The following is a 19,363-nucleotide window of genomic DNA, read 5'->3' on the forward strand; positions in this document are numbered from 1 at the left end:
GATGGCAGGTTTAAAATTACAGGCAGTGACCAAAAGCTGGGATGGCAAAACCCAGGTTATTCAGCCGCTGACGCTCGACGTGGCGGACGGGGAATTTATCGTGATGGTCGGCCCGTCCGGCTGCGGAAAATCCACGCTGCTGCGCATGGTGGCGGGGCTGGAGCGCGTGACGTCCGGGGATATCTGGATTGACCGTCAGCGCGTCACCGAGATGGAGCCGAAAGACAGAGGCATCGCGATGGTGTTCCAGAACTACGCTCTTTATCCGCACATGAGCGTGGAAGAGAATATGGCCTGGGGGCTGAAAATCCGCGGCATGGGAAAAGGCCATATCGACGAGCGCGTGAAGGAGGCTGCGCGCATTCTCGAGCTGGACGGCCTGCTCAAGCGCCGCCCGCGCGAGCTTTCCGGCGGCCAGCGCCAGCGCGTGGCGATGGGGCGTGCCATCGTGCGCGATCCGGCGGTATTCCTGTTCGACGAGCCGCTCTCCAACCTCGACGCCAAGCTGCGCGTGCAGATGCGTCTTGAGCTGCAGCAGCTGCACCGTCGTCTCAAAACCACGTCCCTGTACGTTACCCACGATCAGGTCGAAGCCATGACGCTCGCCCAGCGCGTAATGGTGATGAACAAAGGCATCGCCGAGCAGATTGGCACCCCGGTGGAAGTGTACGAGAAACCGGCCACTCGCTTTGTGGCGAGCTTTATCGGCAGCCCGGCGATGAACCTGCTGGAGGGGCGCATCAGCAGCGCGGGCACGCACTTTGAGCTGGAAAGCGGGATGGCGTTGCCGATCAACTGGTACTATCGTGGCTACGCCGGGCGTAAGATGACGCTCGGTATCCGCCCGGAACATATTGGTTTAACCTCCCAGGCGGAGGGCGGCGTGCCGCTGGTGATGGACACGCTGGAGATGCTGGGTGCCGATAACCTCGCACACGGACGCTGGGGTGAACAAAAAATGGTGGTTCGCCTCGCGCATCAGGAACGCCCGAAAGCAGGCAGCACGCTGTGGCTGCATCTTCCGGAGAATCACCTGCACTTATTTGACGGTGAAACAGGACAACGAGTATGAGCAACTGGCCTTATCCCCACGTCGTCGCCCACCGTGGCGGCGGTAAGCTGGCGCCGGAGAACACCCTGGCGGCCATCGATACGGGCGCGCATTACGGTCATACCATGATCGAATTTGACGCCAAGCTGTCGAAAGACGGCGAAATTTTCCTGCTGCACGACGACAACCTCGAGCGCACCAGCAACGGCTGGGGCGTGGCGGGCGAACTGCCGTGGCGCGACCTGCTAAAGGTGGACGCCGGAAGCTGGTACAGCGGCGAGTTCAAAGGCGAACCGCTGCCGCTGCTCGCGGAGGTGGCCGATCGCTGCCGCCAGCACGGGATGATGGCCAACATCGAAATCAAACCGACCACCGGCACCGGGCCGCTGACGGGCAAAGTCATCGCGCTGGCCGCGCGCGAGCTGTGGGAAGGGATGACCGCGCCGCTGCTGTCGTCGTTTGAAATCGACGCGCTGGAGGCCGCCCAGGCGGCCGTACCGGAGCTGCCGCGCGGGCTGCTGCTGGACGAGTGGCGTGAAGACTGGCGCGAGCTGACGAACCGCTTGGGCTGCGTGTCGATCCACCTGAACCACAGGCTGCTGGACGAGGCGCGGGTGAAAATGCTGAAAGAGGCGGGGCTGCATATTCTGGTTTACACCGTCAACAGGCCCCAGCGCGCAGCCGAACTGCTGCGCTGGGGCGTCGACAGCATTTGTACCGATGCGATTGACCGCATCGGCCCTGACTTTAGTTCTGCGGATTATTAAGCATACTGCCGTTCGACTGCGGCGGCAGCATATGCTGCTGGCCGCTGCTTAACGTATTTCCCCCGCCTAACATCCCGCCGTTTTTATTCTGCAGCGGCTGCTCGCGCACCTGGCCCTGCTGAATACGCTGCGTATTCGTGTTCATCTGGTTTTGCAGGCTCTGCTGCTGCATCTGGGTCTGCGTTCTCAGCTGCTGATTGAGCATCCCTTTCTGCTGCTGCTGTTGGCTCATCATCTCCGTCTGCATGCGCTGCTGGCTCGGAATGACGTACCCCGGCTGGTTAGGGTTGTTCATGGTATTGAGTGGCTGTGCGAGCGCAGCGAACGGAAGCAGCGCGGTAATAATCAGTAAGCGTTTCATTGTCATCTCCTCCTTTTGAGGCTTCTCTTAAGTTTACCCTGATTCCACCATAACGATGATTTTTTAGGAGTTGTGAACCAGGCTTAAGCGGGGAATATGGACCCCTTCACCTGGAGAACAATAATGATGAAACCAACGTTTTTGCGCTGGGTAGCGATCGCCGCGCTGATGGCAGGCGGCACGTTTAGCGTGGCGGCCAATCCGCCGGCGGCTCCGCCAGTGTCCTACGGCGTGGAGGAAGATGTTTTTCATCCCGTGCGGGCGACGCACGGCATGGTGGCGTCGGTTGACGCGCTGGCAACTCAGGTGGGCGTTGATATCCTCAGGCAGGGCGGTAACGCGGTGGATGCGGCGGTCGCCGTGGGGTACGCGCTTGCGGTGACGCACCCGCAGGCGGGTAACCTGGGCGGCGGCGGTTTTATGATGCTGCGCACCAAAGACGGCAAAACCACGGCCATCGATTTCCGTGAGATGGCGCCAAACCAGGCCTCCCGCGATATGTTCCTTGACGACCAGGGCAACCCGGACAGCAAGAAATCCCTGACGTCGCACCTTGCCTCCGGCACGCCGGGCACCGTCGCGGGCTTCTCGCTGGCGCTGGAAAAATACGGCACCCTGCCGCTGAACAAGGTGGTGCAGCCCGCCATCAGGCTGGCGAGAGAGGGGTTTGTGGTGAACGATGCCCTGGCGGACGATCTTAAAACCTACGGCAGCGAAGTCATTCCGAATCACGAAAACAGCAGGGCGATCTTCTGGAAAGACGGCGAGCCGCTGAAGAAGGGCGACAGGCTGGTGCAAAAGAACCTGGCCACCAGCCTTGAGCGGATTGCGGAGCACGGCCCTGACGCGTTCTACAAGGGGGCGATAGCCGACCAGATCGCCGATGAGATGCAGAAAAACGGTGGGCTAATCACGAAAGCGGATCTGGCGGAGTACAAAGCGGTGGAGCGCGAGCCGATTAGCGGCACCTATCGCGGCTACGAGGTCTTCTCCATGCCGCCGCCGTCCTCCGGCGGGATCCACATCGTGCAGATCCTCAACATTCTTGAAAACTTCGATATGCACAAGTTCGGCTTCGGCAGCGCGGACGCCCTGCAGGTCATGGCGGAAGCGGAAAAACGCGCCTATGCCGACCGCTCGGAGTACCTCGGCGATCCGGACTTTGTGAAGGTGCCGTGGCAGGCGCTGACCAACAAGGCCTATGCCAAATCCATTGCCGATGAGATCGACATCAACAAGGCCAAACCGTCAAGCGAGATCCGCCCCGGCAAGCTGGCCCCGTATGAAAGCAACCAGACCACCCACTTCTCGGTGGTGGATAAAGACGGTAACGCGGTGGCGGTGACGTACACGCTCAACACCACCTTCGGTACCGGGATTGTGGCGGGCAACAGCGGCATTCTGCTGAACAACGAGATGGATGACTTCTCCGCCAAGCCGGGCGTGCCGAACGTCTACGGGCTGGTGGGCGGTGACGCCAACGCCGTCGGGCCGAAGAAGCGCCCGCTGTCGTCAATGTCGCCCACCATCGTGGTGAAAGACGGTAAGACCTGGCTGGTGACCGGCAGCCCGGGCGGCAGCCGAATTATCACCACCGTGCTGCAGATGGTGGTGAACAGCATCGACTTTGGAATGAACGTTGCCGAAGCGACCAACGCCCCTCGTTTCCACCACCAGTGGCTGCCGGACGAGCTGCGCGTTGAGAAGGGCTTTAGCCCGGATACGATCAGGCTGCTTGAACAGCGCGGGCAAAAAGTGGCGGTGAAAGAGGCGATGGGCAGCACCCAGAGCATTATGGTCGGGCCGGACGGGGCGCTGTTTGGCGCGTCGGACCCGCGTTCGGTGGATGATTTAACAGCGGGATATTGATGTGTTGTTGCCGGGTGGCGGCTTCGCCTTACCCGGCCTACGTTTTTCATTCCCTCTCCCTGTGGGAGAGGGTTAGGGTGAGGGCAACAAACTACTTCATCCGCGCCATATAATGCGCATCCACATACTCGCCGTTGCGCAGGGCAAATTTCCTGCCCGTCCCTTCGATTTCAAAACCAAACTTCCGGTACAGCGCCAGGGCAGCAGGGTTATCGGCAAAAACCGTTAACTCAATACGCTCGATGCGCAGCCAGTTATCGCACAGGTTGATCATCTCGCGCATGAGCGCGCTCCCGACGCCGCTCCCCTGCGCATGCGCCGCAACGCTGATGCCAAACGTTGCCACATGGCTGCGTCGCGGGTTGGGTTCAACCTGCAGCGCCAGGTCACCGACGATGCTCTCGTCAATGCAGGCGACCAGACGTTTTTGTCCAGGTTTAGGGGTAAGGCGTTCCTGCCAGTGCTCAAGGGAAGGATGAGGTAGCTGTAGCGTGTCGTGATACACCCCAGGATGCATGTAGTTCTGGCGCAGGGCTTCGGCATCTTTCGGCTCAGCGTGGCGTATCACTATCTCACTCATTCCTTGTTCCTCAGTCAGTTAAGCGTCCTTTCCAACATCAATGACTTTAAAATTTGAGTCAACCGCTAATTTTTGCAAAAAAGGGTAGACAAGTGCGAATGAGAATGATTATTATTGCTCTGCATTCAGGAAGACCGCTACGGGAACCTGAAAGCACGACATTGCTCACATTGCTTCCAGTATTACTTTAGCCAGCTTCTCGCTGGCTTTTTTTTTGTTATGGTTAGACTCAGTAACCTTAAAAAGGACTGAGCCATGACCCTGAACTGTGCATTTATTGGATTTGGTAAAAGCACCACCCGCTATCACCTACCGTACGTTGTCAACCGTAAAGACAGCTGGCACGTTGCCCACGTCTACCGGCGCCGCGCGAAGCCGGAAGAACAATCCCCGCAGTATTCCCATATTCATTTCACCAGCGATCTTGACGAGGTTCTTAGCGACCCGCAGGTGAACCTGGTCATTGTCTGTACCCATGCCGACAGCCACTTTGAGTACGCAAAACGCGCGCTGGAAGCAGGCAAAAACGTGCTGGTGGAAAAGCCGTTCACCCCAACGATTGCCGAAGCAAAAGAGCTGTTCGCGCTGGCAAAAAGCAAAGGGCTGACCGTCACGCCGTACCAGAACCGTCGCTTTGACAGCTGCTTCCTGACGGCGAAAAAGGCGATTGAGAGCGGCAGGCTGGGCGACATCGTGGAGATCGAAAGCCACTTCGATTACTACCGCCCGGTGGCGGAAACCCAGCCCGGGCTGCCGCAGGACGGCTCATTCTATGGCCTCGGCGTGCACACCATGGACCAGATCATCTCCCTGTTTGGCCGCCCGGATCACGTGGCGTATGACATCCGCAGCCTGCGCAATAAAGCCAACCCGGACGATACCTTCGAGGCGCAGCTGTTCTACGGCGACCTGAAGGCCATCGTCAAAACCAGCCATCTGGTGAAAATCGACTATCCCAGGTTTATCGTTCACGGCACCAAAGGCTCGTTTATCAAGTACGGCATCGACCAGCAGGAGACCAGCCTGAAGGCTAACATCATGCCGGGCGAACCGGGCTTTGCGGCGGATGATTCCGTGGGCGTGCTGGAGTATGTGAACGACGAGGGCGTGACGGTCAGAGAAGAGCTGAAGCCCGAAGCGGGCGACTACGGTCGCGTATACGATGCGCTGTTTGAGACGATCGCTCACGGCGTGCCGAATTACGTCAAGGAATCTGACGTTTTGACCAACCTGGAAATCCTTGAGCGCGCCTTCGAGCAGGCTTCTCCTGCCACGGTAACCCTTGCGAAATAAGCAAAACAGGCTCCTCTGCGCTTGTTCATAATTTTTGAACAGAGGAGTCAATTTTCACCCTCTATGATCCCCGGCGGTTTGCGTCCACACTTACTCCATCGAAACGAACTGAGGGTGAAAAACAATGATCTACTTACGCAAAGCAAACGAACGTGGTCACGCGAATCATGGCTGGCTGGACTCATGGCATTCATTCTCGTTTGCCGACTACTACGACCCGAACTTCATGGGCTTCTCCGCACTGCGCGTCATTAACGATGACGTGATTGATGCAGGCCAGGGCTTCGGTACCCACCCGCACAAAGACATGGAAATCCTGACCTATGTGCTGGAAGGGGCGGTTGAGCACCAGGACAGCATGGGCAACAAAGAGCAGGTGCCGGCGGGTGAGTTCCAGATTATGAGCGCGGGTACCGGGGTGCGTCACTCTGAGTACAACCCGAGCAAAACGGAAAAACTGCACCTGTATCAAATCTGGATCATTCCAGAAGAGACCGGCATCACGCCGCGCTACGAGCAGCGCCGCTTCGACGCGAAACAGGGCAAACAGCTGGTGCTGTCCCCGGATGCGCGTGAAGGTTCCCTGAAGGTGCATCAGGATATGGAACTGTACCGCTGGGCGCTGGCAAAAGACGAACAGTCTGTCCACCAGATTGCCGCCAACCGCCGCGTCTGGATCCAGGTGGTGAAAGGTGAAGTGTCTATCAACGGCACCAAAGCCACCACGGCGGACGGCCTGGCCGTATGGGATGAGCAAGCCCTGTCCGTACATGCGGATAGCGAAAGCGAAATCCTGCTGTTTGACCTGCCGCCGGTATAAATAATTTCTCAACCTTCCCTTTAAACGGGGAAGGTTGAGCTTTGTCCGTGATAAACTGAGAAAATCTCTCACTTCAAGATTTCTCAGGACGATGAAAAAGAAACGCCCCGTACTTCAGGATGTCGCCGATCGCGTCGGTGTGACCAAAATGACGGTCAGCCGTTTTTTACGTAACCCGGAACAGGTTTCCGTGGCGCTGCGTGGCAAGATTGCTGCCGCTCTTGATGAACTGGGCTATATCCCCAACCGCGCACCCGATATTCTCTCCAATGCGACCAGCCGTGCGGTGGGCGTCCTGCTTCCTTCCTTGACCAACCAGGTTTTCGCCGAGGTGTTACGCGGTATTGAAAGCGTGACCGATGCCTTTGGCTATCAGACCATGCTCGCGCACTACGGGTACAAGCCGGAACTGGAAGAAGAACGTCTTGAATCCATGCTTTCCTGGAACATCGACGGCCTGATTTTAACGGAACGTACCCACACCGCCCGCACGCTGAAAATGATCGAAGTGGCCGGTATTCCGGTGGTGGAGCTGATGGACAGCCAGTCGCCGTGTCTCGATATCGCCGTGGGCTTTGATAACTTCGAAGCGGCACGCCAGATGACGGCGGCCATCATCGCCCGTGGGCATCGTCATATCGCCTACCTGGGTGCGCGTCTGGATGAACGTACTATCATCAAACAGAAGGGATACGAGCAGGCGATGCTCGACGCTGGCTTAACGCCGTATAGCGTGATGGTGGAGCAATCCTCCTCCTATACGTCGGGTATTGAGCTGATGCGTCAGGCGCGACGCGAGTATCCGCAACTGGACGGTATTTTCTGTACCAACGATGACCTTGCGGTCGGCGCGGCGTTTGAGTGTCAGCGTCTGGGGCTTAAGATCCCTGACGATATGGCGATTGCCGGTTTCCACGGCCATGACATTGGCCAGGTAATGGAGCCGCGTCTTGCGAGCGTCCTGACTCCGCGCGAGCGCATGGGCCGCATTGGTGCAGAACGCCTGCTGGCGCGCATTCGAGGTGAGGCAGTTACCCCTAAAATGTTAGATTTAGGTTTCACCTTGTCACCGGGCGGATCTATTTAATCTGACAAATTTGAAGTAGCTCACACTTATTCACTTCGCGCACGTTTGGATATTGCTTCTCTTTTGCCCCGGCAGGACAATGTTACCGATAACTGTTACCCGTAACAATTGACTGAGGGACACCCTTTGAGCACGACTAATCACGATCACCACGTTTACGTCCTGATGGGCGTGTCCGGTAGCGGTAAATCGGCCGTAGCCAGCGAAGTGGCGCATCAACTTCATGCCGCGTTTCTTGATGGCGACTTCCTTCATCCGCGCAGCAACATCATCAAAATGGCCGCAGGCGAGCCGCTGAACGACGACGATCGCAAACCGTGGCTGCAGGCGCTGAACGACGCCGCGTTCGCCATGCAGCGCACCAACAAAGTTTCCCTGATCGTCTGTTCCGCGCTGAAAAAAACCTACCGCGACCTGCTGCGCGACGGCAACCCGAACCTCTCCTTCATCTATCTGAAGGGCGATTTCGACGTCATTGAAAGCCGTCTGAAGGCGCGTAAAGGCCACTTCTTCAAAACCCAGATGCTGGTCACGCAGTTTGAAGCGCTGCAGGAGCCGGGTGCGGATGAGCAGGACGTATTGGTGGTTGATATCGATCAGCCGCTTGACGGTGTTGTTGCCAGCACCATCGAGGTCATTAATAAAAGGCAGTAAGTTTTGAGTACATTAACGCTTGTTTTGACAGCAGTAGGTTCCGTGTTGCTGCTGCTGTTTTTAGTGATGAAGGCGCGTATGCATGCCTTCGTTGCTTTGATGGTGGTTTCTATTGGTGCAGGTCTCTTTTCCGGTATGCCGCTCGATAAAATCGCAGCGACCATGGAAAAAGGGATGGGCGGCACGCTGGGCTTCCTGGCGATTGTGGTCGCGCTCGGCGCGATGTTCGGCAAGATTTTGCACGAGACGGGCGCGGTCGATCAGATTGCCGTCAAAATGCTGAAATCCTTCGGGCACAGCCGCGCGCACTACGCGATTGGCCTGGCCGGTCTGATTTGCGCGCTGCCGCTGTTCTTCGAGGTGGCGGTGGTGCTGCTGATTAGCGTCGCGTTCTCGATGGCGCGCCACACCGGCACTAACCTCGTGAAGCTGGTCATACCGCTGTTTGCGGGCGTGGCGGCTGCGGCGGCGTTCCTGCTGCCGGGGCCTGCGCCGATGCTGCTGGCGTCACAAATGCACGCCGACTTTGGCTGGATGATCCTGATTGGCCTGTGCGCCGCGATCCCGGGGATGATTATCGCCGGTCCGCTGTGGGGTAACTTCATCAGCCGCTACGTTGAGCTGCACATTCCTGACGACATCACCGAGCCGCACCTGGGCGAGGGCAAAATGCCGTCCTTCGGCTTCAGCCTGTCGCTGATCCTGCTCCCGCTGGTGCTGGTGGGTCTGAAAACCATCGCCGCGCGCTTTGTGCCGGTCGGTTCCAGCGCCTACGAGTGGTTTGAGTTTATCGGCCACCCGTTTACGGCGATCCTGGTGGCCTGTCTGGTGGCGATTTACGGCCTGGCGATGCGTCAGGGGATGCCAAAAGACCGCGTGATGGAGATCTGCGGCGCCGCGCTGCAGCCTGCGGGTATCATCCTGCTGGTGATCGGTGCCGGTGGCGTGTTCAAGCAGGTGCTGGTGGATTCCGGCGTGGGTCCTGCGCTGGGCGAAGCGCTGACCGGGATGGGCCTGCCAATTGCGGTCACCTGCTTCGTGCTGGCCGCGGCGGTGCGTATCATCCAGGGCTCTGCGACCGTCGCATGCTTGACTGCCGTGGGCCTGGTGATGCCGGTGATTGAACAGCTGAACTACTCCGGTGCGCAGATGGCGGCGCTCTCTATCTGTATCGCGGGCGGTTCGATTGTGGTATCCCACGTGAACGACGCGGGCTTCTGGCTGTTCGGTAAATTTACCGGCGCGACCGAAGCGCAAACCCTGAAAACCTGGACGCTGATGGAAACCATCCTCGGCACGACGGGTGCGATCGTCGGGATGATTGCGTTTACGCTGCTGAGCTAACTCCTGGTTTTCTCCCATTCCCTGTGTAAGAGGGTTGGGGTGAGGGCATCAGGCCGCAGAGGCCGTATTTTGTCGGGTGGCGCTTGCGCTTACCCGACCTACAGGTCACTCGGTTTTCTCCCACTCCCTGTGGAAGAGGGTTGGGGTGAGGGCTTCAGACCACAGTGGTCGTATATTGTCGGGTGGCGCTTGCGCTTACCCGACCTACAGGTCACTCGGTTTTCTCCCTCTCCCTGTGGGAGAGGGTTGGGGTGAGGGCATCAGGCCGCGGAGGTCGTATTTTGTCAGGTGGCGCTTGCGCTTACCCGACCTACAGGTCACTCGGTTTTCTCCCTCTCCCTGTGGGAGAGGGTTGGGGTGAGGGCATCAGGCCGCAGAGGTCGTATTTTGTCGGGTGGCGCTTGCGCTTACCCGACCTACAAGTCACTCGGTTTTCTCCCACTCCCACAGGAAGAGGGAGCAAACACTAATAACGGCAATCTTAGATTGCCGTTTTGCATTTACCTTTCTAGCCCTTCATCCATGCCCGGATCCCGTCCAGGAACATCTGCGTCGCCATCATCACCAGAATCAGCCCCATCAGGCGCTCCAGCGCGTTCACCCCTTTCTCGCCCAGCAGGCGCAGGAACAGCGACGACTGCAGCAGGATGATAAACGTCCCGCCCCAGGCAATCAGCAGGGCAATCACCAGATGGCTCATTTGATTCGGGTACTGGTGCGACAGCAGCATCAGCGTCGCCAGAATGGTCGGCCCGGCGACCAGCGGGATCGCCAGCGGCACGATGAACGGCTCTTCACCCGCAGGCAGGCCGCTGCTGCTGCCTTCGGCGCTTGGGAAAATCATTTTGATGGCAATCAGGAACAGAATAATCCCGCCCGAAATCGAGACCGTTTCAGCGCGTAAGTTCAGGAACGCGAGGATCTTCTCCCCGGCAAACAGGAAGATAAACATCACCACCAGAGCGATGAGCAGCTCGCGGATCATGATCGCCCGACGGCGCTTCGGCTCGGTGTGCTTTAGCACCGACATGAAGATGGGCAGGTTTCCGAGTGGATCCATTATCAGGATCAATAAAACCGCCGCGGAAATGATTTCACTCATGTAAATTATCCCTGAAACTCTCTATGGTTATTATGATGATTAGCTGTATTTCTGATTGCCGGGCAATCATCGATTAATTTCGCTTGCGACTTTGGCAGCATTTTGTAATGTGAAGCATATCCCAGTTCAATACTGGCTTGCACAAACAGCACACACCCTCTGCAGGAAATAAATGCTATGAAAAACGTTGGTTTTATCGGCTGGCGCGGTATGGTCGGCTCTGTACTCATGCAACGCATGGTTGAAGAGCGCGATTTCGACGCTATCCGCCCGGTCTTCTTCTCCACTTCCCAGCTCGGCCAGGCTGCACCGTCCTTTGGTGGTACCACAGGCACGTTGCAGGATGCTTACGATCTGGAAGCGCTGAAGGCACTCGACATTATTGTCACGTGTCAGGGCGGCGATTATACCAACGAAATCTATCCAAAGCTGCGTGAAAGCGGCTGGCAGGGCTACTGGATTGACGCGGCCTCTTCGCTGCGTATGAAAGACGATGCCATCATCATTCTCGACCCGGTTAACCAGGGCGTGATTACCGACGGCCTGAACAACGGCGTGAAAACCTTTGTCGGCGGCAACTGTACCGTTAGCCTGATGCTGATGTCCCTGGGCGGCCTGTTCGCGCAGGATCTGGTGGAGTGGGTCTCCGTGGCGACCTACCAGGCCGCGTCCGGCGGCGGCGCGCGCCATATGCGCGAGCTGCTGACCCAGATGGGCCAGCTGCACCAGAGCGTCGCAGCCGAGCTGGCAAACCCGGCGTCCGCTATTCTCGATATCGAACGTAAAGTCACCCAGCTGACCCGCAGCGGCGAGCTGCCGGTGGACAACTTCGGCGTACCGCTGGCCGGTGGCCTGATCCCGTGGATCGACAAACAGCTGGATAACGGCCAGACCCGCGAAGAGTGGAAGGGCCAGGCTGAGACCAACAAAATCCTCAATACCGCGTCGGCGATCCCGGTTGACGGCCTGTGCGTGCGTATCGGCGCGCTGCGCTGCCACAGCCAGGCCTTCACCATTAAACTGAAAAAAGATGTGTCTATTCCGACCGTGGAAGAGCTGCTGGCTGCGCATAACCCGTGGGCGAAAGTGGTGCCAAACGATCGCGATATCACCATGCGTGAACTGACCCCGGCAGCCGTGACAGGCACGCTGACCACCCCGGTTGGCCGCCTGCGTAAGCTGAACATGGGGCCGGAGTACCTCTCCGCGTTCACCGTCGGCGACCAGCTCCTGTGGGGGGCCGCCGAACCGCTGCGCCGCATGCTGCGCCAGCTGGCGTAATAATTTGTTAACTACAAGGGGGTGATTTTCACCCCCTTTTTTTGCGTACTACATGGAGTAAAACGCATATGTCTTATTTTTTATCAGGAGTCATGTAGAGCGTTGGCTATGCTTTAAGGAAGATTTGTTTCTTACCTGAGGTTAGGACGGGGCTGAGTGGATGCCCGTTCAGGTCACATTAAAGTCGTCCCAGGCGCTTAATAAGGGCGACATAAAAAAACAGGATGAATACCATGTCCGATCGTGTGGATAGAGACGTGATTAATGCGCTTATTGCGGGTCATTTTGCTGACCCCTTTTCCGTGCTGGGAATGCACCAAACAGAGGCGGGACTGGAAGTCCGGGCACTGTTACCCGACGCGACTGAAGTCTGGGTGATTGAACCTAAAACCGGCCGCAAGGTGGGTAATCTGGAATGCCTCGACTCGCGTGGCTTCTTTTCGGGCGTCATGCCCCGTCGTAAAAACCCCTTTCGCTATCAGCTCGCCGTTATCTGGCACGGTCAGCAAAACCTGATTGATGACCCCTACAGCTTTGGCCCGCTCTTAAAAGAGATGGACGCCTGGCTGCTGTCCGAAGGAACCCACCTGCGCCCTTATGAAACGCTGGGCGCCCATGCCGATACCATGGACGGTATCACCGGGACGCGGTTTTCCGTGTGGGCGCCGAACGCCCAGCGCGTCTCCGTCGTCGGGCAGTTCAACTACTGGGACGGTCGCCGCCACCCGATGCGCCTGCGGCGTGAAACCGGCATCTGGGAGCTGTTTATCCCCGGGGCGCACAACGGGCAGCTGTATAAATTCGAGATGATCGATGCCCACGGCAAGCTGCGCATTAAGGCCGATCCGTACGCCTTCGAAGCGCAGATGCGCCCGGAAACCGCGTCGCTGATTTGCGGCCTGCCGGAAAAGATCGTTCAGAGCGAGGAGCGCAAGCAGGCCAACCGCTTCGACGCGCCAATCTCCGTCTATGAGGTTCATCTCGGGTCGTGGCGTCGCCACACCGACAACAACTTCTGGCTGAGCTATCGCGAGCTGGCCGACCAGCTGGTGCCCTACGCCAAATGGATGGGCTTTACCCATCTGGAGCTGCTGCCGGTCAACGAACACCCGTTCGACGGAAGCTGGGGCTATCAGCCCACCGGGCTGTATGCCCCGACGCGCCGCTTCGGCACGCGGGATGACTTCCGCTACTTCATCAACGCCGCCCACGCCGCCGGGCTGAACGTCATCCTCGACTGGGTGCCGGGCCATTTTCCGTCCGATGATTTTGCGCTGGCAGAGTTCGACGGCACGAAGCTCTACGAGCATAGTGACCCGCGCGAAGGTTATCACCAGGACTGGAACACGCTGATCTACAACTACGGTCGCCGCGAAGTCACGAACTATCTGGTGGGGAACGCCCTTTACTGGATTGAGCGCTTCGGCATTGATGCCCTGCGCGTTGATGCGGTGGCATCGATGATCTACCGCGACTACAGCCGCAAAGAGGGGGAATGGATCCCGAACGAGTTTGGCGGCCGTGAAAACCTCGAAGCGATTGATTTCCTGCGCAACACCAACCGCATTCTCGGCGAGCAGGTGGAAGGTGCGGTGACCATGGCGGAGGAATCCACCGACTTCCCGGGCGTGTCCCGGCCACCGTCAATGGGCGGCCTGGGCTTCTGGTACAAGTGGAACCTCGGCTGGATGCACGACACGCTCGACTACATGAAGCTCGATCCGGTTCACCGCCAGTATCACCATGACAAGCTCACCTTCGGGCTGCTCTACAACTACACCGAAAACTTCATGCTGCCGCTGTCGCATGATGAAGTGGTGCACGGCAAAAAATCTATCCTCGACCGCATGCCGGGCGACGCGTGGCAGAAGTTCGCCAACCTGCGCGCCTACTACGGCTGGCTGTTCGCCTTCCCCGGCAAGAAGCTGTTGTTTATGGGCAACGAGTTCGCTCAGGGCCGCGAGTGGAACCACGATACCAGCCTGGACTGGCACCTGCTGGAAGGGGGCGACAACTGGCACCACGGCGTGCAGCGACTGGTGCGCGACCTGAACCTGACCTATCGCCACCACAAAGCGCTGCACGAGCTGGATTTTGATCCGTACGGCTTTGAGTGGCTGGTGGTGGACGACCACGAGCGCTCGGTGTTTGTCTTTGTGCGCCGCGATAAAGCGGGCAATGAAATTATCGTTGCCAGCAACTTCACGCCGGTGCCGCGCGAACATTACCGCTTTGGCATCAACCAGCCGGGGAAATGGCGCGAAATCCTGAATACCGATTCGATGCACTACCACGGCAGCAACGCGGGTAACGGCGGTCTGGTGCAGAGCGATGCGCTTGAAAGCCACGGGCGACCGAACTCCCTGAGCCTTACGCTGCCGCCGCTGAGCACCATCTGGCTGGTGCGGGAGGGGGAATGACGCAACTCACGGCAGGTAAACCCGAACCGCTCGGGGCGAGCGTTGATGGAAAGGGCGTGAACTTCACCCTCTTTTCAGCCCATGCGGAACGGGTAGAACTCTGTGTGTTTGATGGTGAAGGCAATGAGCACCGTTACGATTTACCTGAGCGTACGGGAGACATCTGGCACGGCTACCTGGCCGGAGGACGCCCGGGTCTGCGCTACGGATATCGCGTTCATGGCCCGTGGGAACCGACGCAGGGGCACTGGTTTAACCCGGCGAAGCTGTTGATCGACCCGTGCGCCCACCGCGTGGACGGGGAGTTCAAAGACGACCCGATTTTCCACGTTGGCTACGGTGAACCCGACCGCCGCGACAGTGCCCCCGTCGCGCCCAAAAGCGTGGTGGTAAACGATATCTACGACTGGGAAGACGATGCCCCGCCGCGCACGCCGTGGGGCAACACCGTTATTTACGAAGCCCACGTGAAAGGGCTGACGTATCTGCACCCGTCGATTCCCCAGGAGATGCGCGGCACCTATAAGGCGCTCGCGCATCCGGCGATGATCGCCTATCTGAAGCATCTGGGGATCACCGCGCTGGAGCTGCTGCCCGTGGCGCATTTTGCCAGCGAGCCTCGTCTCCTGCGGCTGGGCCTGAGCAACTACTGGGGCTACAACCCGCTGGCGATGTTCGCGCTGGAACCGCGCTATGCGGTGCATCCGGATAAGGCCCGGGATGAATTTCGCGATGCGGTGAAGGCGCTTCATGAAGCGGGAATTGAGGTCATTCTGGACGTGGTGTTGAACCATAGCGCCGAAAGCGATCTCGACGGCCCGACGCTATCACAGCGCGGAATTGATAACCGTAGCTATTATTGGATCAGGGAGGATGGCGATTACTACAACTGGACCGGCTGCGGTAACACGCTGAATCTTAGCCACCCGGCAGTATCGCATTATGCCTACGCGTGCCTGAAATACTGGGTTGAGACGTACCACATTGACGGCTTCCGCTTCGATTTGGCCTCCGTCATGGGGCGTACGCCCGCCTTTAGCCAGCAGGCACCGCTGTTTGAAGCGATAAAAAATTGTCCCGTGCTGTCGCAGGTGAAGCTGATCGCGGAGCCGTGGGACATCGGCGAGGGCGGTTATCAGGTGGGGAATTTTCCGCCGCTGTTTGCCGAGTGGAACGATCGCTTCCGCGATGCCGCGCGCCGCTTCTGGCTGGAAAAAAACCTGTCGTTAGGGGAGTTCGCCGGGCGCTTTGCAGGATCCAGTGATCTGTTTAAACGTGACGGTAAATTACCCTCCGCCACCATCAATCTGGTGACGGCGCACGACGGTTTTACGCTGCGCGACTGCGTTTGTTTCAATCAGAAACACAATGAGGCAAACGGTGAAGAGAATCGCGATGGCACTAACAATAACCATAGCTTTAACCATGGTATAGAAGGGTTAGGCGGAAATCTTGACGTTATCGAGCGGCGACGCGCCAGCGTGCACGCGCTGCTGACCACGCTGCTGCTGTCGCAGGGCACGCCGATGCTGCTGGCGGGCGATGAACATGGCCACAGCCAGCACGGTAACAACAACGCCTATTGCCAGGACAACCCGTTAACCTGGCTTGACTGGGGTGAAGCGAACAGCGGGTTAACCCAGTTTACCGCGGCGCTGATCCACCTTCGCCAGCAGATCCCCGCGCTGACCGCCAACCGCTGGTGGGAGGAGGGCGACGGTAACGTTGGCTGGCTGAACAAAGACGCGCAACCGTTGAGCGCGCAAGAGTGGCAACACGGCATAACCTGCCTGCAAATCCTGCTGTCGGATACGTGGCTGGTGACGCTGAACGCGACGGACGACGTCGCAGAGATTGTTTTACCTGACGGGGAGTGGCGAGCCGTTCCCCCCTTTGCCGGAGCGGATAATCCGGTTGTTATGGCTGTCTGGCACGGGCCTGCGCACGGAGTGTGCGTATTCCAAAGATGATAAAAAAGGAGTTAGTCATGGTTAGATTAGAGAAGAACGATCCGTTAATGTTGGCTCGCCAGCTACCATTAAAAACTGTTGCCCTGATACTCGCGGGCGGGCGTGGTACCCGTCTGAAAGATTTAACCATCAAGCGCGCTAAACCGGCCGTTCACTTTGGTGGTAAGTTCCGCATCATCGATTTTGCACTCTCAAACTGCCTGAACTCAGGCATTCGCCGCATTGGCGTCATTACGCAGTATCAGTCGCACACGCTGGTGCAACACATTCAGCGCGGCTGGTCATTCTTCAGCGAAGAGATGAACGAGTTTGTCGACCTCCTGCCTGCGCAGCAGCGCGTTCACGGGGAGAACTGGTATCGCGGTACGGCGGATGCGGTGACGCAGAACCTCGACATCATTCGTCGCTACAGCGCGGAGTACATCGTGATCCTCGCGGGTGACCACATCTACAAGCAAGACTACTCCCACATGCTGATCGACCACGTTGAGAAAGGGGCGCGCTGCACCGTGGCGTGTCTGCCGGTGCCCGTTGCGGAGGCAACGGCGTTCGGCGTGATGCACGTGGATGCCGACGATAAAATCATCGACTTTGTTGAAAAACCGGCAAACCCGCCAACCATGCCGGGGGATGATACGAAATCCCTCGCCAGCATGGGGATCTATGTCTTTGATGCTGATTACCTTTACGAACTGCTGGAAGAAGACGACAAAGACGAAAATTCCAGCCACGACTTTGGCAAGGACATCATCCCGAAAATCACCAAAGCTGGCATGGCTTATGCACATCCTTTCCCGCTGTCCTGCGTGCAGTCTGACCCCAATTCCGAGCCCTACTGGCGCGACGTTGGCACCCTGGAAGCCTACTGGAAAGCGAACCTGGACCTGGCATCCGTCACGCCTGAGCTGGATATGTACGACCAGAACTGGCCGATTCGCACCCACATGGAATCGTTACCGCCCGCGAAGTTCGTGCAGGACCGTTCCGGCAGCCACGGCATGACGCTCAATTCGCTGGTGTCCGGCGGGTGCATCATCTCCGGCTCGGTGGTGGTGCAGTCTGTGCTGTTCCCGCGCGTGAGGGTGAACTCATTCTGTAATATCGACTCGGCAGTTCTGCTGCCGGACGTCTGGGTAGGGCGCTCTTGCCGCCTGCGCCGCTGCGTGATCGACCGCGCCTGCGTCATTCCGGAAGGGATGGTGATAGGTGAAAATGCGGAAGAGGACGCGCGTCGCTTCTACCGTTCAGAAGAAGGGATCGTGTTAGTCACACGGGAAATGTTGCGGAAGCTGCAGGTCAAACAGGAGCGATAATGCAGGTTTTACATGTATGTTCAGAGATGTTCCCGTTGTTAAAGACGGGCGGTCTGGCGGATGTTCTTGGTGCATTACCGGCGGCGCAAATCGCCGGGGGTGTGGATACCCGAGTTCTGTTGCCTGCCTTTCCGGATATCCGTCGCGGTATTCCAGATGCAAAGGTCGTGACGCGTCGTGAAACCTTCGCCGGGCGTATCACCCTGCTGTTTGGACATTACAATGGCGTTGGAATTTACCTGATTGACGCGCCGCACCTATATGACCGACCAGGGAGCCCGTATCACGATACGAACCTGTTCGCCTACACCGATAACGTCATGCGCTTTGCGCTGCTCGGCTGGGTAGGGGCCGAGATGGCCGTCGGGCTGGATCCGTTCTGGCGACCGAACGTGGTGCATGCCCACGACTGGCACGCGGGGCTCGCGCCGGCATACCTTGCCGCCCGCGGCAACCCGGCGAAATCGGTCTTTACGGTGCACAACCTTGCGTATCAGGGCATGTACTATGCCCATCATATGAATGACATCGATCTGCCATGGTCGTTCTTTAACATGCACGGGCTGGAGTTTAACGGGCAGATCTCCTTCCTGAAGGCGGGGCTGTACTACGCCGATCACATTACGGCGGTGAGCCCAACCTATGCCCGAGAAATTACCCTGCCGGAGTTCGGCTACGGTATGGAAGGGCTGCTGCAGCAGCGCCACCGCGAGGGCCGCCTGTCGGGGATCCTGAACGGCGTGGATGAGCAGATCTGGAGCCCGGAAACCGATCTCCTGCTGGCCGCACGCTATGGCCGTGATTCGGTGGAAGACAAAGCCGAAAACAAACGCCAGCTGCAGATTGCGATGGGGCTGAAGGTGAACGACAAAGTGCCGCTGTTCGCGGTGGTCAGCCGCCTGACCAGCCAGAAAGGGCTGGATCTGGTCCTGGAAGCGCTACCGGGGTTACTGGAGCAGGGCGGCCAGCTGGCGCTGCTCGGCGCGGGCGATCCTGTGCTGCAGGAAGGTTTCCTCGCCGCCGCCGCGGAACATCCGGGGCAGGTGGGTGTGCAGATCGGCTATCACGAAGCGTTTTCCCACCGCATTATGGGCGGCGCAGACGTAATTCTGGTGCCGAGCCGCTTCGAGCCCTGCGGTCTGACGCAGCTTTACGGCCTGAAATACGGCACCCTGCCGTTGGTAAGACGCACGGGCGGGCTGGCAGATACTGTTTCTGACAGCTCGCTGGAAAACCTGGCGGACGGTATCGCCAGCGGGTTTGTCTTTGAGGACAGTAATGCCTGGTCGCTGCTTCGTGCGATTCGGCGTGCATTCGTCTTGTGGTCCCGGCCGTCGCTGTGGCGTTACGTTCAGCGTCAGGCGATGTCCATGGACTTTAGCTGGCACGTTGCGGCGCAGTCCTACCGCGAACTCTATCAACGCTTGATGTAACGAGGCGAAGTTACTGAT

At 58.4% G+C, this 19,363-nt stretch carries 16 protein-coding genes; 13 read left to right on the forward strand and 3 right to left on the reverse strand.

The window, feature by feature from the left end:
* The first annotated feature begins 1 nt into the window (after position 1).
* Positions 2 to 1,072, forward strand: a complete 1,071-nt coding sequence (locus D5067_RS01495; RefSeq protein ID WP_119937572.1) for a sn-glycerol-3-phosphate import ATP-binding protein UgpC — start codon at positions 2 to 4, stop codon at positions 1,070 to 1,072.
* A complete protein-coding gene (gene ugpQ, locus D5067_RS01500) occupies positions 1,069 to 1,818 on the forward strand; it encodes a glycerophosphodiester phosphodiesterase (protein ID WP_119937573.1) in 750 nt (249 codons plus the stop codon). Before D5067_RS01495 ends, ugpQ begins: the two co-directional genes overlap by 4 nt.
* Here the strand turns inward: ugpQ and D5067_RS01505 are convergent.
* On the reverse strand, positions 1,799 to 2,179 hold the full coding sequence (locus tag D5067_RS01505) for a DUF2756 family protein (RefSeq protein WP_119937574.1): 381 nt from the start codon (positions 2,177 to 2,179) through the stop codon (positions 1,799 to 1,801). The genes ugpQ and D5067_RS01505 overlap by 20 nt on opposite strands.
* 123 nt (positions 2,180 to 2,302) lie before the next feature.
* On the opposite strand from D5067_RS01505, the gene ggt reads away from it, so the two are divergent.
* The gene (gene ggt, locus D5067_RS01510) at positions 2,303 to 4,048 is read left to right on the forward strand and encodes a gamma-glutamyltransferase (protein ID WP_199746147.1); all 1,746 of its coding nucleotides are present in this window, start codon (positions 2,303 to 2,305) and stop codon (positions 4,046 to 4,048) included.
* A gap of 91 nt (positions 4,049 to 4,139) precedes the next feature.
* Here the strand turns inward: ggt and yhhY are convergent, their stop codons facing one another.
* Positions 4,140 to 4,628, reverse strand: coding sequence for an N-acetyltransferase (gene yhhY / locus D5067_RS01515; protein ID WP_119937575.1), 489 nt, complete (start codon positions 4,626 to 4,628; stop codon positions 4,140 to 4,142).
* A gap of 255 nt (positions 4,629 to 4,883) precedes the next feature.
* Here yhhY and D5067_RS01520 point away from each other — a divergent pair, with 255 nt between their 5' ends.
* The 5 genes from D5067_RS01520 (at position 4,884) to gntU (ending at position 9,826) form a co-directional block, all read left to right on the forward strand.
* Entirely contained in the window at positions 4,884 to 5,921 is a 1,038-nt protein-coding gene (locus tag D5067_RS01520; protein ID WP_119937576.1) for an oxidoreductase, read from the forward strand.
* 124 nt (positions 5,922 to 6,045) lie between these two features.
* A complete protein-coding gene (locus tag D5067_RS01525; RefSeq protein WP_003861565.1) occupies positions 6,046 to 6,741 on the forward strand; it encodes a pirin family protein in 696 nt (231 codons plus the stop codon).
* A 91-nt stretch (positions 6,742 to 6,832) separates the two neighbouring features.
* Positions 6,833 to 7,828, forward strand: coding sequence for a gluconate operon transcriptional repressor GntR (gntR, locus tag D5067_RS01530; RefSeq protein ID WP_089598541.1), 996 nt, complete (start codon positions 6,833 to 6,835; stop codon positions 7,826 to 7,828).
* Between the two features lie 126 nt (positions 7,829 to 7,954).
* Positions 7,955 to 8,482, forward strand: coding sequence for a gluconokinase (gene gntK, locus D5067_RS01535; RefSeq protein ID WP_119937577.1), 528 nt, complete (start codon positions 7,955 to 7,957; stop codon positions 8,480 to 8,482).
* A 3-nt stretch (positions 8,483 to 8,485) separates the two neighbouring features.
* Positions 8,486 to 9,826 carry a gluconate transporter gene (gene gntU / locus D5067_RS01540; RefSeq protein WP_010436459.1) on the forward strand — a complete coding sequence of 447 codons (1,341 nt, stop codon included), beginning with the start codon at positions 8,486 to 8,488 and terminating at the stop codon, positions 9,824 to 9,826.
* Positions 9,827 to 10,334: 508 nt separating this feature from the next.
* On the opposite strand, the gene D5067_RS01545 is transcribed toward gntU, so the two are convergent.
* On the reverse strand, positions 10,335 to 10,928 hold the full coding sequence (locus tag D5067_RS01545; RefSeq protein WP_119937578.1) for a YhgN family NAAT transporter: 594 nt from the start codon (positions 10,926 to 10,928) through the stop codon (positions 10,335 to 10,337).
* 177 nt (positions 10,929 to 11,105) lie between these two features.
* Here D5067_RS01545 and asd point away from each other — a divergent pair, with 177 nt between their 5' ends.
* The 5 genes from asd to glgA all read left to right on the forward strand — a co-directional run bounded on the left by asd (position 11,106) and on the right by glgA (position 19,345).
* Complete coding sequence (gene asd, locus D5067_RS01550) at positions 11,106 to 12,209, forward strand: aspartate-semialdehyde dehydrogenase (RefSeq protein WP_119937579.1); 1,104 nt, start codon at positions 11,106 to 11,108, stop codon at positions 12,207 to 12,209.
* A 233-nt stretch (positions 12,210 to 12,442) separates the two neighbouring features.
* On the forward strand, positions 12,443 to 14,629 hold the full coding sequence (glgB, locus tag D5067_RS01555) for a 1,4-alpha-glucan branching enzyme (RefSeq protein ID WP_119937580.1): 2,187 nt from the start codon (positions 12,443 to 12,445) through the stop codon (positions 14,627 to 14,629).
* A complete protein-coding gene (gene glgX / locus D5067_RS01560; RefSeq protein ID WP_119937581.1) occupies positions 14,626 to 16,599 on the forward strand; it encodes a glycogen debranching protein GlgX in 1,974 nt (657 codons plus the stop codon). Before glgB ends, glgX begins: the two co-directional genes overlap by 4 nt.
* A gap of 17 nt (positions 16,600 to 16,616) precedes the next feature.
* On the forward strand, positions 16,617 to 17,912 hold the full coding sequence (glgC, locus tag D5067_RS01565) for a glucose-1-phosphate adenylyltransferase (protein ID WP_119937582.1): 1,296 nt from the start codon (positions 16,617 to 16,619) through the stop codon (positions 17,910 to 17,912).
* Entirely contained in the window at positions 17,912 to 19,345 is a 1,434-nt protein-coding gene (gene glgA, locus D5067_RS01570) for a glycogen synthase GlgA (RefSeq protein WP_119937583.1), read from the forward strand. Before glgC ends, glgA begins: the two co-directional genes overlap by 1 nt.
* Positions 19,346 to 19,363: the final 18 nt, after the last annotated feature.

Origin of the sequence: Enterobacter huaxiensis (genome assembly GCF_003594935.2) — a bacterium.
Taxonomy (GTDB): domain Bacteria; phylum Pseudomonadota; class Gammaproteobacteria; order Enterobacterales; family Enterobacteriaceae; genus Enterobacter; species Enterobacter huaxiensis.

Bases quoted from the DNA above. Each gene is read 5' to 3' on its own strand.
- D5067_RS01495 (WP_119937572.1), top strand. From the start codon at position 2: ATGGCAGGTTTAAAATTACAGGCAGTGACCAAAAGCTGGGATGGCAAA.
- ugpQ (WP_119937573.1), top strand. From the start codon at position 1,069: ATGAGCAACTGGCCTTATCCCCACGTCGTCGCCCACCGTGGCGGCGGT.
- D5067_RS01505 (WP_119937574.1), bottom strand. From the start codon at position 2,179: ATGAAACGCTTACTGATTATTACCGCGCTGCTTCCGTTCGCTGCGCTC.
- ggt (WP_199746147.1), top strand. From the start codon at position 2,303: ATGATGAAACCAACGTTTTTGCGCTGGGTAGCGATCGCCGCGCTGATG.
- yhhY (WP_119937575.1), bottom strand. From the start codon at position 4,628: ATGAGTGAGATAGTGATACGCCACGCTGAGCCGAAAGATGCCGAAGCC.
- D5067_RS01520 (WP_119937576.1), top strand. From the start codon at position 4,884: ATGACCCTGAACTGTGCATTTATTGGATTTGGTAAAAGCACCACCCGC.
- D5067_RS01525 (WP_003861565.1), top strand. From the start codon at position 6,046: ATGATCTACTTACGCAAAGCAAACGAACGTGGTCACGCGAATCATGGC.
- gntR (WP_089598541.1), top strand. From the start codon at position 6,833: ATGAAAAAGAAACGCCCCGTACTTCAGGATGTCGCCGATCGCGTCGGT.
- D5067_RS01545 (WP_119937578.1), bottom strand. From the start codon at position 10,928: ATGAGTGAAATCATTTCCGCGGCGGTTTTATTGATCCTGATAATGGAT.
- asd (WP_119937579.1), top strand. From the start codon at position 11,106: ATGAAAAACGTTGGTTTTATCGGCTGGCGCGGTATGGTCGGCTCTGTA.
- glgB (WP_119937580.1), top strand. From the start codon at position 12,443: ATGTCCGATCGTGTGGATAGAGACGTGATTAATGCGCTTATTGCGGGT.
- glgX (WP_119937581.1), top strand. From the start codon at position 14,626: ATGACGCAACTCACGGCAGGTAAACCCGAACCGCTCGGGGCGAGCGTT.
- glgC (WP_119937582.1), top strand. From the start codon at position 16,617: ATGGTTAGATTAGAGAAGAACGATCCGTTAATGTTGGCTCGCCAGCTA.
- glgA (WP_119937583.1), top strand. From the start codon at position 17,912: ATGCAGGTTTTACATGTATGTTCAGAGATGTTCCCGTTGTTAAAGACG.